9 protein-coding genes are annotated in these 13,776 nt (G+C 64.5%); 3 read left to right on the plus strand and 6 right to left on the minus strand.

Features of this window, described 5'->3' with window-relative positions; genetic code table 11:
- Positions 1-53: 53 nt before the first annotated feature.
- The 4 genes from trpS to B015_RS0100270 form a co-directional block, all read right to left on the minus strand.
- Entirely contained in the window at positions 54-1,121 is a 1,068-nt protein-coding gene (gene trpS / locus B015_RS0100255) for a tryptophan--tRNA ligase (protein WP_018425631.1), read from the minus strand.
- Positions 1,122-1,202: 81 nt separating this feature from the next.
- The gene (locus B015_RS0100260; RefSeq protein WP_018425632.1) at positions 1,203-2,435 is read right to left on the minus strand and encodes an acyltransferase; all 1,233 of its coding nucleotides are present in this window, start codon (positions 2,433-2,435) and stop codon (positions 1,203-1,205) included.
- Positions 2,436-2,546: 111 nt separating this feature from the next.
- Positions 2,547-4,145: a murein biosynthesis integral membrane protein MurJ gene (gene murJ / locus B015_RS0100265; RefSeq protein WP_018425633.1), complete on the minus strand. Its 1,599-nt coding sequence runs from the start codon at positions 4,143-4,145 to the stop codon at positions 2,547-2,549.
- A 46-nt stretch (positions 4,146-4,191) separates the two neighbouring features.
- Entirely contained in the window at positions 4,192-6,987 is a 2,796-nt protein-coding gene (locus B015_RS0100270; RefSeq protein ID WP_018425634.1) for a [protein-PII] uridylyltransferase, read from the minus strand.
- Between the two features lie 193 nt (positions 6,988-7,180).
- Here B015_RS0100270 and B015_RS0100275 point away from each other — a divergent pair, with 193 nt between their 5' ends.
- Together B015_RS0100275 and B015_RS34040 are read left to right on the plus strand one after the other, a co-directional pair.
- Entirely contained in the window at positions 7,181-9,688 is a 2,508-nt protein-coding gene (locus tag B015_RS0100275) for a heavy metal translocating P-type ATPase (protein ID WP_018425635.1), read from the plus strand.
- Between the two features lie 76 nt (positions 9,689-9,764).
- On the plus strand, positions 9,765-9,890 hold the full coding sequence (locus B015_RS34040; protein WP_018425636.1) for a hypothetical protein: 126 nt from the start codon (positions 9,765-9,767) through the stop codon (positions 9,888-9,890).
- 68 nt (positions 9,891-9,958) lie between these two features.
- Here B015_RS34040 and B015_RS0100285 read toward each other — a convergent pair whose 3' ends face one another.
- A complete protein-coding gene (locus B015_RS0100285) occupies positions 9,959-12,112 on the minus strand; it encodes a TonB-dependent receptor (RefSeq protein WP_018425637.1) in 2,154 nt (717 codons plus the stop codon).
- Between the two features lie 438 nt (positions 12,113-12,550).
- On the opposite strand from B015_RS0100285, the gene B015_RS0100290 reads away from it, so the two are divergent.
- The gene (locus B015_RS0100290) at positions 12,551-13,387 is read left to right on the plus strand and encodes an aldo/keto reductase (RefSeq protein ID WP_026226732.1); all 837 of its coding nucleotides are present in this window, start codon (positions 12,551-12,553) and stop codon (positions 13,385-13,387) included.
- Between the two features lie 31 nt (positions 13,388-13,418).
- Here the strand turns inward: B015_RS0100290 and B015_RS0100295 are convergent, their stop codons facing one another.
- A complete protein-coding gene (locus B015_RS0100295) occupies positions 13,419-13,724 on the minus strand; it encodes a hypothetical protein (RefSeq protein WP_018425639.1) in 306 nt (101 codons plus the stop codon).
- Positions 13,725-13,776: the final 52 nt, after the last annotated feature.

Here is a 13,776-nt window from a genome sequence, read left to right on the forward strand (position 1 = left end):
CCACCGGCGCCGTTCGCCCGCAAGCGGGACGGCGCCGGTGTCGTTGTGTCGTATCAGTCGCCGAGCAGGCCGATGATGTTGCGCACGCTCTTCATCGTGCCTTCGGCGATGGCGCGGGCCCTGTCGCCGCCGTCGCGCAGCACGCTGTCGATATAGGCCGGATCGGCCATCAGGCGGCGCATCTCGCCGGCGACCGGCGCCAGCTTGTCGACCGCCAGATCGGCGAGTGCCGGCTTGAACACCGAGAACTGCTGGCCGCCGAACTCCTTGAGCACCGCTTCCTTCGACATGTCGGCCAGGCCGGCATAGATGCCGACCAGGTTTTCCGCCTCGGGACGCTCCTTCAGCCCGTCGGTCTCGCTCGGCAGCGCTTCCGGATCGGTCTTCGCCTTCTTGATCTTCTTCGAGATCGTGTCGGCGTCGTCGGTGAGATTGATGCGCGACAGGTCGGACGGATCCGACTTCGACATCTTCTTCGAACCGTCGCGCAGGCTCATGATGCGTGCAGCCGGTCCACCGATGATTGGCTCGGTGATCGGGAAGAAGCCGTTGACCGTCTCTTCGCCCATCTGCATTTCCACGCCGATGCCGAGGTCGGCGATGCGGGCCGAGAAGTCGTTGTTGAACTTCTGGGCGATGTCGCGGGTGAGTTCGAGATGCTGCTTCTGGTCTTCGCCCACAGGCACGTGGGTGGCGCGGTAGAGCAGGATGTCGGCCGCCATCAGGCTCGGATAGGCAAGCAGGCCCAGCGAGGCGTTCTCGCGGTCCTTGCCGGCCTTGTCCTTGAACTGCGTCATGCGGTTCATCCAGCCGATGCGCGCCACGCAATTGAAGATCCAGGCAAGCTCGGCGTGCTGCAGCACACGGGCCTGGTTGAAGACGATGTGCTTCTTGGGGTCGATGCCGGCCGCCAGGAACGCCGCGGTGATCGAGCGCGTCTGGCCTTCGAGGTCGTCATGGACGAGCTGGGCAGTCAGCGAATGCAGGTCGACGACGCAATAGATGCAGTCGTTGGTGTCCTGCAGGGCGACGAACTTGCGGATGGCGCCGAGATAGTTGCCGAGATGGAGATTGCCGGTCGGCTGGACGCCGGAGAAGACGAGGGGCTTGAAGGCGGTCATGATGGATCCCGTGGCTTGTGGAGGGCCGTTTCGCGCGCGGCGAAATGCGAGACGCGCTTATGAACGATGGTCGGGAAACGATCAAGACTTTGCGGAGCTGGCCCCACTTTCGCGGCCGGGCTGCCCCAGTTGCCCAGGAGCTTCCGACTTGCGCCTGGCCGCCCGCTTGTCGGGCAGTCCGACCAGCGTGCGGAAAGGCGCAGGCAACATGTCCGCGAGGACGGCAAACATCAGCGACCAGAAGGTAGTGATGGCGACCACAAGGACGAACTCCAGCCACAGCGGCCGTTCCAGCGGCAGCACGTAGAACAGCGCCATCACCACGAAGGTCTGGTGGACGATGTAGAGCGGGAAGATCTTGGCGTTGAGCCAGCTGAGCGTCTTGCTCGGCCGATTGAGGTGTCTGGAAGCGAAGCCGACGCAGGCGAGGATCATGCACCAGGCCATGACGAAGGATAGCGTCTTGTAGAGTGCTTCGTTCATGCCGCCATGCGCGCCGCCGATGCCGTAGACCTCGCCGATCCAGGCGTAGCGGAAAAGCAGAGCCGTCAGCACGGCAACCATCGCCGCGCTCAACCAGCGCCGCGAAACGATGCCGCCGATGACCGCTTGATGATGCTTGGCGACGAGGAAACCGAGGCCGAACCAGCTCGCTTCGGCCGCGAACCAGGCGCCGTCATTGTAGAGCACGTTGGTCTGGCGCGGGAAGAATGGCGACAGCGCCAGATGCAGAACGAGCGGCAGCAGCACAAGCACATAAATCGCCGGCGAGCGCGCGACGCGCTCGAAGCCGGCCATGAACGGGCGCATCCGCTCAGACGTCACCAGCAGGAAGACAGGGTAGCAGATGAAGGTCATGACCAGCAGATAGGCCACGAACCACATATGCGCCCAGGAGAAGTTGCCGGTCGGGTAGCGTCCCTCGGTGAAGTAGTGCACCAGCCAGAATTCGAACAGCGAGCCCGAGAAGTCACCCTCGTAGATGCGCTCGTACCAGACCTGCGGCACGATGATCACGCACATGGCGAAGATCAGCGGCACGAACAGCCTGACGAAGCGGCCGCGCAGGAAGGCGAGCCCGCTTTCGGAGCGGAAGGCGAACCATGTGCCCATGCCCGAGACGAAAAACAGCAGCGCCAGCCGCCAGACCCGCGGAAACATCATCGCCAGCGACAGGCCGGCGCTACGTTCGGGGCTGCTGATCAGCCAGTCGAGGTCGGGAAAGAAGCCGACCGACGAATGATAGAGAATGAGCAGGGCAAATGCCGTGACGCGTAACCAGTCGACGTAGTGAAGTCTTGTGCTCTGCTGCATCGGGCTTGCGCCCCCGCCTTCCGGACTATGAGGTCATAGTCGAATATTTCGTCGGCCAAGTTGATGACCGGGAAATATTAAAAATTCCCCCTTCGCGCTGCAGCGCCTGGCCTACTCCGGTTCGACGACGGGCTCCGTTGGTGTCGCGCGGTTGCGCTTGATGTTGCGCCTGAGCATGCCGAAATCGGCGCCGCCGATGCCGAAGGCGAGTCCGAAATAGACGATCACCGCGCCGGCAATCAGCACCGCCAGTGCCGCCGCCTGGGTGTAGAAGGGTGCTGCAGATCCCAGCCACTGTTCGGCAAAACCCATCGCGTACCATAGGCCGGCTGCCATGATCGCCGAGGCGATGACGAGCCGTGGGGCGCGGCGGATAAGGCCGGCGTCGCGGTCCCAGTGGCCGCGCCAGATCAGTGTACCCAAAAGCATCGCCGCGTTGATCCAGCCGGCGATCGCGGACGCGGCCGCAATGCCGGGCGCGCCCATAGATGGGAACAGCGTCAGCGCCACCGAGATGTTCACCGCCACCGAGATCGCGGCGAAATACATCGGCGTGCGCGTGTCCTCGCGGGCGAAGAAGCCGGGCGTGAACGCCTTGATCAGCACGAAGGCGGGCAGGCCGAGACCGAAGATGGCGAGGATGGAGGCCACGACCGGCGTGCTGTTCGAGGCGGCGAAGGCGCCGCGCTCATAGAGCACACGTACGATCGGCTCGGACATCACAAGCAGTGCCGCCGTGGCCGGCAGCGTCAGGAACAGGGTGAACTCCACCGAGCGGTTCTGCAGGTTTGCCGCCTCGATCCGGTTGCCCGACTTCAGTGCCCGCGACAGTTCCGGCAAAAGCACGATGGCGACGGCCACGCCGACCACGCCGAGCGGCAGCTGGTAGATGCGGTCGGCCAGGTTAAGCGACGACACGGCGCTGTCCTGGCCCGAGGCGATGGCCGTACCGATCAGCGTGTTGATCTGGGTGATGCCGCCGGTGATCGCCGCGGGGAGGGCGAGCCACAACAGGCGCTTGACGTTGGGCGTCATCTTCGGTCGGCGGAAGCCGATCGAGATACCGGCGTGGCGCACCGCGATCCAGACGATGGCAAGCTGCACGATGCCGGCGGCCAGAACGCCCCAGGCAAGCGCGTAGCCGACCTTCAGCCCATCATGGCCGTTGTACCAGGCGTTGGCCAGAACCCCGACCAGGATGACGTTCAGGAACACCGGTGCTACGGCGGCGGCGAAGTAACGGCGCAGCGAGTTCAGCATGCCGGCCATCATCGCACCCAGTGACATGCAGATGAGGTAGGGGAACATGATGGTGGCGAGCGCCACCGTCAGATCGTATTTGTCGGGATCGGCGGCAAAGCCGGGCGCCACGATGAAGCGCACGATCAGCGGCATCGCCAGTTCCATGGCGATGGTCAGCACCAGAAGCACCGAAAACAGCACGCCGAACACTTCTTCCGAGAAGCGCTTGGCGCCGTCGACGCCGGTGGCCTCGATCTCCTTGGCAAACAGCGGCACGAAGGCTGCGTTGAACGCGCCCTCGGCAAACAACCGGCGGAAGGTGTTGGGAAACTGGAAGGCGGCGTAGAAGGCGTCGGCCACCGGTCCGGTGCCGAGTGCTGCAGCCATCAGCATCTCGCGGGCAAAGCCCAGCAGCCGGCTCATCAGCGTGCCCGAGGCGACCGTCGCGAATTTCTTGATCAATGACATGGGGGGCGACAATGCCTCGGCGATTGCGACGAGATGATGGTCCGGTTCACTCTGCTGCGGCCTTCGCCTTGCCGCGTTCGGCTGCGGGGCCGTCCAGCGTCGTGATCAGCCGGGCGCGGATGCTGTCGAGCCGCGTCGGGTTGTCGAGCTTCTGGCCGGTCAGGTCGGTTACGTAGAAGGTGTCGATGACCTTCTCGCCGAAAGTGGTGATGTGGGCCGAGGCGATGTCGAGCGACAGGTCAGACAGCGCGCCCGTGATCTCCGACAGCAGGCCCGGGCGGTCCAGCCCTTCCACCTCGACCACGGAGAAGCGGTTCGACAGCGTGTTGCGGATCTCGGCGCGCGGCTGGATGCGGAAGGTCTTCTGGCCGCGCTTGGGCTTGGCTCGCTTGGCGATCATCTCCGGTAGCCAGCTTTTGCCCGACAGCACGTCCTCGATCAGCCCGCCGACGCGTTCGGCCCGGCGGCGCTCGTCCTCATCGCGGTCGAATTCGCGTGAGATCAGGATGATGTCCAGCGCCCGCCCGTCCGAAGTGGTGAAGATCTGCGCGTCGACGATGTTGCCGCCGGCGGCCGCACAGGCGCCTGCGATAACCGAAAGCAAGCGCGGATGGTCCTGCGCCAGCACGGTGATCTCGGTCACCGCCTCGAATTCGCGCGTCCTGACCATGGTCGACAGATGCTTGCCGGCTTCGTCGGTGGCGCGGATGAATTCGGCGTGCCGCTTCTGGTCCTCGAGGTCGACGGTCAGCAAATAGTTGTCGTAGTGCAGCTTGACGTATTTCTTGCGCGCCCGTTCCGGCCAGGCCTCGAGTGCCGCGGCCAGCGTCTCGCGTGCTGCCGCCGTGCGCTCGGCCCGGGACACCTCGGAGAAGCCGCCGGTGAGCAGAAGTTCGGTCTCGTAATAGAGCGTGCGCAGCAGCTGGCCCTTCCAGCCGTTCCACACGCCGGGACCGACGCCCCTGATGTCGCACACCGTCAGGATCAAGAGCAGCTTCAGCCGCTCCACCGACTGCACCACATCAGCGAAGTCGTCGATGGTCTTGCGATCGTTGAGATCGCGCGTCTGCGCCGTCATCGACATGACCAGGTGGTTCTCCACCAGCCAGGCCACCGTCTCGGTGTCGGCAGGCGACAGCCCCATATGCGGACAGATGCGGCGGGCGATCTTGGCGCCGGCTTCCGAGTGGTCTTCCGGCCGGCCCTTGGCGATGTCGTGCAGCAGCACCGCGACATAGAGCACTTCGCGCTGCTTCTTCAGGCTGCCGATCAGCGAATGGCTGAGCGGATGGATCTTCTCGCCGTCGCCATGTTCGATCTCGGACAGCACGCCGATGCAGCGCAGCAAATGCTCGTCGACAGTGTAGTGGTGGTACATCGAGAACTGCATCATCGCGACGATCTTGCCGAAGTCGGGGATCAGCCGTCCGAGCAGCCCGGCCTCGTTCATGCGGCGCATGTTGAGCTCGGGGTTGCGGTCCGATGTCAGGATGTCGAGGAAATAGCGGTTGGCCTCCGCGTTGCGGCGCAGGCCCTTGTCCACCAGCCCGAGCGAGCGGGTGAGCAGCTTCAGCGCGTTGGGGTGCAGTTCCAGCCCGTGCCGGTCGGCGAACCAGAAGAAGCGCAGCATGTTGACCGGGTCGCGCTCGAACACCTTGTCGTCGGCGACGTTGATGCGCTGGTTGTCGATGATGAAGTCGCTGGTGCCGGCAAGCTTGCGCTTCCGCCTGGAAAAGCCCTGCAGCAGTCCGTGGAAGCCCGGCGCGTCCTTGGCCTGCTCTTCTTCGAGCGCAGCACAGAAGATGCGAGTCAGGTCACCCACTTCCTTGGCCACCAGGAAGTAGTCCTTCATGAAGCGCTCGACCGCCGAAAGCCCTGGCTGGGTGGTGTATCCCAGCCGCTGGGCGATCTCGCGCTGGATGTCGAAATGCAGCCGCTCTTCCGGCTTGCCGGTCAGGAAATGCATGTGGCAGCGCACCGCCCACAAGAAGTCCTCTGCCTCGACGAACTGGCCGTATTCGCCCCGGGTGAACACGCCCTTGTCGATCAGCTCGGCGCCGGTGCGCACCCGGTAGTAATATTTGGCGATCCAGAACAGCGTGTGCAGGTCGCGCAACCCGCCCTTGCCGTCCTTGATGTTGGGCTCGACCAGATAGCGGCTTTCGCCCGCCTTGGCGTGACGGGCGTCGCGCTCGGCAAGTTTGGCCTGCACATATTCGGGCCCGGTATCCTTCACCAGCTCCCTGTCGAAGCGCTCGATCAGCTCGTTGCAGAGCTTTTCCTCGCCCCAGACGAAGCGCGCCTCGAGGATCGCTGTGCGGATGGTGATGTCGCTGCGCGACAGCCTGATGCACTCGTCGATGTTGCGGGTGGCGTGGCCGACCTTCAGTCCCATGTCCCACAGCATGTAGAGCATGTATTCGACGATCTGCTCGCCCCACGGCGTCTGCTTGTAGGGCAGCAGGAACAACAGGTCGATGTCCGAGCCCGGCGCCAGCGTGCCGCGGCCGTAGCCGCCGACGGCAACCACCGCCATGCGCTCGGCCTGCGACGGGTTCTTGGCGCGGTAGACGTGGGTGACGGCGAAGTCGTAGAGGACGCGGATGACCTCGTCCATCAGGTGCGAGATGCGGATGGCGCAGGCGGTGCCGCCTTCGTCCTCCATCAGCATGTTCTCGGCGATCTTCTTGCCGACGGCGATGCGTTCTTTGAACATCGCCAGCGCCGTTGCCCTGATCCCAGGATCGGCGCCGTTGCCGTCCTCGCCGGTCAGCGCGCTCAGGTCGCGGCGCAAGCCGTCCGCGTCGATCAGAAGCTCCAGGTTGAGCGGGATGTTCGTCATGTGCCTCGGCTGGCCTTGCCCTTGAGGCCGCGTCTATAGCGCGATTTTTCCGCCATGGGTATGGCCGGCTGACGTTGCCGGTTTAGCTGCGCCAGGGCGGCTCTCCCACACAACCTTGCCGCGGGGCAGGGTGTTGACCTTCCACGTACTGGAACCTCTAGATTCGCATGACGAGGAATGCGGAATCCCAGACATGAACGACAAGCACGACCACCACGATCATAGTCACCACGGCCACGGTCATCACGCGGCCAAGGCTCCGACCGGCGACGAAGCCGTGCTGCGCGACCCCGTCTGCGGCATGACCGTCGATCCGGTGGCCGGCAAGCCGTCGCTCGAACATGGCGGCCATCGCTATCATTTTTGCAGCGCCTCGTGCCGTGACAAGTTCCAGGCGGCACCGGACACGTATGTGAGCGCCAAGGATCCGGTCTGCGGCATGGATGTCGCCCGCGACACGGCCAGGCATTTCCTCAAGCATGAAGGTGCGGGCTACTATTTCTGCTCGTCAACCTGCGAAGGCAAGTTCACCGCCGAACCGGCCAAGTATCTCTCCGGCAAGCCGGCCGCAGCGCCTGCGCCCAAGGGCACGCAATACACCTGCCCGATGCATCCCGAAATCATCAGGGACAAGCCCGGCTCCTGCCCGAAATGCGGCATGGCGCTCGAACCGATGATGCCCGGCACTGATGACGGCCCCAACCCTGAATTGGTCGACTTCACCCGCCGCTTCCTGGTCAGCGCGGTGCTGTCCATTCCGCTGCTCATCATCGCCATGGGCCCGATGGTCGGCCTGCCGGTGCGCGACTGGATCGGCGAGCCGCTGGCTTCCTGGCTTGAGCTCGCGCTGGCAACGCCCGTGGTGCTCTGGGCGGCACTGCCCTTCTTCCATCGTGGCCTGGATTCGTTCCGCAACTGCAGCCCCAACATGTGGACGCTGATCTCGCTCGGTGTTGGTGCCGCCTATCTCTATTCGGTCGTCGCCACATTGTTTCCCGACCTGTTCCCGCACCAGTTCCGCGGCCATGGCGGCTCCGTGCCAGTCTATTTCGAGGCGGCCAGCGTCATCGTCGCCCTTGTCTTCCTCGGCCAGGTGCTGGAACTTCGGGCGCGTGAGCGCACCGGCTCGGCCATCCGCGCCCTGCTCGACCTCGCGCCAAAGACCGCCCGCCGCATCGCTGACGACGGCTCGGAAGGCGAAGTGCCGCTCGACGAGGTGGTCGGCGGCGACCGCCTGCGCATCCGCCCGGGCGACAGCGTTCCGGTCGACGGCATCGTCCTGGAGGGCCGTTCCTCGGTCGATGAATCAATGATAACCGGCGAGCCGGTTCCGGTCGAAAAGACAGAAGGCGACAAGCTCACCGGCGGCACGCTGAACAAGAACGGTTCGCTCATCATGCGCGCCGAGAAGGTCGGCAGCGAGACGATGCTGTCGCAGATCGTCGACATGGTCGCCAAGGCCCAGCGCAGCCGCGCCCCCATCCAGGGGCTGGCCGACCGCGTGTCGTTCTACTTCGTCCCCGCCGTCGTGGTGATCGCCATCGCCGCCTTCATCGTCTGGGCGATCTTCGGCCCCGAGCCGAGCATGGTCTTTGCCACCGTCTCGGCGGTGTCGGTGCTGATCATCGCCTGTCCTTGTGCGCTTGGCCTCGCCACGCCGATGTCGGTGATGACCGCCACAGGCCGCGGCGCCCAGGCCGGCGTGCTCATCAAGGACGCCGAGGCGCTGGAGCGTTTCGCCCGCGTCGGCACGCTGATCGTCGACAAGACCGGCACGCTGACCGAGGGCCGCCCGAAGCTCACCGACATCGTCACCGCTGAAGGCATCGCGGAGACGGAGCTGCTGTCGCTTGCCGCCGGCCTCGAAAAGGGCTCCGAGCATCCGCTGGCCGAGGCCATCGTCGAAGGCGCGGCCGAGCGCGGCGTGACCGCGCCTGACGTCCACCACTTCGAATCCGTCACCGGCAAGGGTGTCGTCGGCGCCGTCGCCGATCGCAAGGTGGCGCTTGGCAACGCGGCGCTGATGGCCGACCTCGGCATTAACTTCGGCGATCTCGCCGCCCGTGCGGATGCGCTGCGCGGCGAGGGCAAGACGGCGATGTTCGTCGCTCTCGACGGCAAGCCGGCCGGCCTTGTCGCCGTCGCCGATCCGATCAAGGCCTCGGCCACCGCCGCCATCCGCGAGCTCCACAGCCTTGGTCTGAGGATCATCATGGCGACCGGCGACAACGCCCGCACCGCCAAGGCCGTCGCCGAAAAGCTCGGCATCGACGAGGTCCGCGCCGACATGCTGCCCGAAAGCAAGAAGGCGCTGGTCGACGAGCTCTGCGCCAAAGGGCAGGGCGTCGCCATGGCCGGCGACGGCGTCAACGACGCGCCCGCCCTTGCCGCAGCCGACGTCGGCATCGCCATGGGCACCGGCGCCGACGTCGCCATGGAAAGTGCCGGCATAACGCTGGTCAAGGGCGACCTCGGCGGCATCGTCCGCGCCCGCAAACTTGCCCAGGGCACCATCCGCAACATCAAGGAGAACTTGTTCTTCGCCTTCGTCTACAATGTTTTGGGTGTTCCCGTCGCCGCTGGCGTCCTATATCCGGTCCTCGGCACGCTTCTGTCGCCGATGATTGCCGCCGCCGCGATGAGCCTTTCGTCGGTGTCGGTCATTGCCAACGCGCTGCGGCTCAGGGCGATCAAGCTCTGAGCCAGGCGGGGTTCCGGAGCCGCAATCGGCGGCTCCAAGGGCCTTGTCCGGCGACCAGATTGTAGAAGGACTACCGATGAACCTGATGAAGAAGATCGTTCTGGCCCTGATGGCCGCGGGCATGCTCGTTGCCGTCATGCTCGAGACAGCACCGGCCCAGACCGGCAATATCGGCCAGCCGGCCGTCCAGTCCGCGGCCTGATCCGCGGACTGTCAGTTCGGCCGGGCAGGGAGCAACGCGGCTGCCCAGCTGCTTAGAGGCGGCGACGGTCAGAACTGGCTCGTCAGCCCCACTGTTACGGTGCGTCCACGTCCGGTCTTCTCGCCCATCTCGCCCGAAACCGCCGGGCTGTAGGCCACGTTGGTCAGGTTCTCGATGTTCATGAACGCCGTGGCGTTCTTGTTGAACTTGTACGAGGCATAGGCGTTGAACAGCGTGTAGGCTTCCTTCCTTTCCGTATCTCCGAAGCCGACTGCATAGCGACTGCCGCCGACGTGGTTCATGGTCGCGCCGACGGTCAATGCTTCCTCGAATGCCCGGATGCCGACATCGACCGAGATGTTGCTTTCCGGCAGGAAGGTCGAGTCGCCGTTGCCTATGCCCGCGCCCCAGCCGACAGGCTGGGTGTTGCGTGCCCGCGTGTAGGAAAGGTTGACGTAGGCATAGCCGGTGTCATAGCCGCCCTCGACCTCGAAGCCCTGTGACGTCGTGGTTCCCGGAACATTGACCCAGATCGCCCGCTCGTAGGGATCTCCAGGAATGCTGATCAGGTTGTTGACGATGTAGTTGTCGATGTCGCTTCGGAAGTAGTTGGCCTTCAGGCGCAGTTCGTCGCCGCCGAACAGCACGTTGTCCTTGATGATGTTGGCGCCGACCTCCCAGCCTTTCGAGGTCTCTGGATTGAGGTAGAAGTTGGAATATTGGCCGCCGCCGACGCCCGAGCCGATGGGAACCAGAGCCCACAACGCTTCGCGCGCCGATGGCGGCCTGAAGCTGTGCGAGTAGGTCACATAGGGCTGCAGCCAGTCGAGCGGCTTTGCCGACAGTGTGATCTTGGGGTTGAGCGCGGCCTCATGCCGGGAGACGTCGACATTGCCGCCTGTCGGCGGGCAGAAGCCGACATTCGGCAGGCACGGGCTCTGCCGTCCGCTCAGGCCCCAGTAATCGTAGTTGAGGCCGGCATTCAGTTCGAAGATGCCCTGCGACAGCGTCAGGTCGGAGAAAACGCGCGCCTTCTGCATGTGTCCGGGCGGATTGGCGCCGCGGAACTGGTTGACCTTGTAGTCGTTCGACGAATAGGCCGCGCCATAGTCCCAGCTGGCGCTCAGCTCCTCGGTCACGTCGAACCGGCTGGTGTTGACGATGTCGAAGCCGTAGCCGAAGTCGCGCGTGTTGCGCCTGCGGTACGATCCGCCCGTCGTCGGATCGTAGGACATGTCGGTGCGGTTGTAGTAGCCGTTGATCCTGAGGTCGATCCAGTCGCTGCCGGGCTGATATTTGTAGTTGGCCGTGTAGGTCGCGTTGTCGACGCCCCAGTCGTAGCCTGACACCAGGAAGTCGTTCTTGTACCAGCGTGCGCCGAGCTTCAGGTCGTGCACGTCGTCGGGCTGGAAATGCAGCTTCACCAGCCCGGATCCCGGTTTGTTGCCGGCGTCGGGCGTGTTGTAGGTGCCGTCGCCGCGCTTGTAGTTGGCGTGGTCGCTGTAGCTGAAGGCGCCCATGATCGACGCCTGTCCGCCGCCGGACAGATCGGTCCGCACCCCGGCTGCGGCCATTCCGGAAAAGCCGTAGCCATTGCCGCCGGCCTTGACGATCGTCTTGACGCCCCGATCCTGTCCTTCGAGCACGACGTCGTCGAAGTCGATGGTGCGGAAATTGACGGCACCTGCCAGCGAACCCATGCCATAGGCGCCGTTGACCGCGCCGCGTTCGGCGCCGATGCCCGCCAGGAGATTGGTGTCGATGTAGAGCAGCTCGCCACCCGTGGAGGCGTGGCCCGCCGCATTCCTGAATGTCTGCGGTACGCCGTCGATCATGGTGTTGACGCGGCCGTCGGCCTCGAAGCCTCTGATATTCACCGACACGCCCGGCTGGCTCGACGACATGCGCGTGAACGTGCCCGGCATGCTGCGCACGATGGCATTGGCGTCGCCGCCAAATTTCTCCTGGACGATCTTGCCGTCGATAACGCTGACGCCGCCGGGTGTCTGATAGGGAGCATTCGGATCGCTGCCGGCACTGATCGTGATCGGTGGAAGCAACGTCGGTGTGCCGGCCGCCGCTGCCTTCTTGTCGGCCTTGACCGGCTCGGGCGGCGGCTTCGGGCTGTTGGAGGATTGAGCGTGGGCCACGTTAAGGGCCATGGTGCTGCAGACGGCGGCCAGCGCGAAGGTGCTGCAGCGGATGATACGATAGGTGTTCACTGTGTTCCTCAAAATGTAGGAATCAGTGGCTTGCTGTGAAGAGTGGACTGCTAGCTTCTGATGCGCGTCTTCGTGCGGGAAGACTTGGTTCCTGGTCTATGGTGATGTGCCAAAGCCTTCGGTTCGCCATTCAAGACAATGGGAACAACGGCTTCGGCGCAGGTGGCCGGCCTCTCGTCCAGGTCCCCGAGAGAAGACATCGATACATCGGTATGTTGTTTGGCCACCCCACTGGCCGGTCGACGGCCATGCGCACGAATTACATTAACTTGATATTTTGAGTCAAGTTTTAAGGTGAACGTTTCGACTGTCGCTCCACATGCGCTTCACGCATCTGTTCGGATCGCGTGGCAGAGGATGGAAAACACTTCCATCGCCAAGGCGGTAGCCAACAACAGATGGTGCGGTAAGCTGGTGCAAACCGCTGAGGAGACCGCCATGTCCGCGACCACAACACTGCCTTCGGGCGAAGCCGTTCCGGTGCTCGGCCAGGGCACCTGGATGATGGGCGAGAGCCGCAACAGCATGTCCGACGAGGTGGCGGCATTGCGGCTTGGCCTCGACCTCGGCGTCAGCCTGATTGACACCGCCGAGATGTACGCCGATGGCGGCTCCGAAGAGGTTGTCGCCGAGGCGATCTCGGGCCGCCGCGACGAAGTCTTCCTGGTCTCGAAGGTTCTGCCCTCCAATGCCTCCCGCAATGGGGTGCTGCGTGCCTGCGAGGCGAGCCTGAAGCGCCTGCGCACCGATCGCCTCGACCTCTACCTGCTGCACTGGCGCGGCGGCGTGCCGCTGGCCGAAACCGTCGATGCCTTCGAGCAGCTGGCGCGCGACGGCAAGATCCGCCACTGGGGCGTCAGCAACTTCGATGCCGACGACATGGACGAGCTCGCCGGCTTGCCCTCAGGTGGCGCCTGCCAGGCCAACCAGGTGCTCTACAACCTGACGCGCCGCGGCATCGAGTTCGACCTCCTGCCGCAGTGTCGCGATCTCGGCATGCCGGTCATGGCCTATTCGCCTGTCGAGCAGGGCGCCTTGACGCACAATCCGCGCCTGCAGGCCATCGCCGGCCGCTACGGCGTCACCGCAGCGCAGGTGGCGCTCGCCTGGGTCATGGCGCAACCCGGTGTCATCGCCATCCCCAAGGCCACGCGCCTGGAGCACGTCCGCCAGAACGCCGCCGCTCGCGACATCCGCCTCACGTCGGAAGACCTAGCCGAACTCGACCGGCTGTTCCCGCCGCCGGCACGCAAGCGCCCGCTGGAGATGATCTGACCAAATGACCTGACCGGACGATCCAGCCCGCTCAGTTCGCCTTGACGGTACAGATGCCGTTGGCGCCGCCCTTGCCCGTGTAGGAAACGCTGGCCGATCCGTCGGGATTGATGCTGAGCGAGATAGTCACCTCGTGCCCTTTGGCCTCGAAGTAGTTGTCGTTGAACTTCTTCAGCTTGGCTTCCTTGCCGTTGATGTAGACGGGCCCACCTTCGTCGGCATGGACCTCGATCTTGCCGGGGCAGGTGGCATTGACCAGCGGGATCGACGCGCTCGCCTGGCTGGCGATCGTCATGGCTGCTGCGACAAGCAAGGAACCGGCGATCAGCTTGTTCATGTCGGCGTCCCCATCTCTGTTGGTGCCGGCCACTGTCGCGCTGCCCGCTGCG

It is taken from the genome of Hoeflea sp. 108, assembly GCF_000372965.1.
In the GTDB taxonomy this organism is placed as follows: domain Bacteria; phylum Pseudomonadota; class Alphaproteobacteria; order Rhizobiales; family Rhizobiaceae; genus Aminobacter.

Bases quoted from the DNA above. Each gene is read 5' to 3' on its own strand.
- trpS (WP_018425631.1), bottom strand. From the start codon at position 1,121: ATGACCGCCTTCAAGCCCCTCGTCTTCTCCGGCGTCCAGCCGACCGGC.
- B015_RS0100260 (WP_018425632.1), bottom strand. From the start codon at position 2,435: ATGCAGCAGAGCACAAGACTTCACTACGTCGACTGGTTACGCGTCACG.
- murJ (WP_018425633.1), bottom strand. From the start codon at position 4,145: ATGTCATTGATCAAGAAATTCGCGACGGTCGCCTCGGGCACGCTGATG.
- B015_RS0100270 (WP_018425634.1), bottom strand. From the start codon at position 6,987: ATGACGAACATCCCGCTCAACCTGGAGCTTCTGATCGACGCGGACGGC.
- B015_RS0100275 (WP_018425635.1), top strand. From the start codon at position 7,181: ATGAACGACAAGCACGACCACCACGATCATAGTCACCACGGCCACGGT.
- B015_RS34040 (WP_018425636.1), top strand. From the start codon at position 9,765: ATGAACCTGATGAAGAAGATCGTTCTGGCCCTGATGGCCGCGGGCATG.
- B015_RS0100290 (WP_026226732.1), top strand. From the start codon at position 12,551: ATGTCCGCGACCACAACACTGCCTTCGGGCGAAGCCGTTCCGGTGCTC.
- B015_RS0100295 (WP_018425639.1), bottom strand. From the start codon at position 13,724: ATGAACAAGCTGATCGCCGGTTCCTTGCTTGTCGCAGCAGCCATGACG.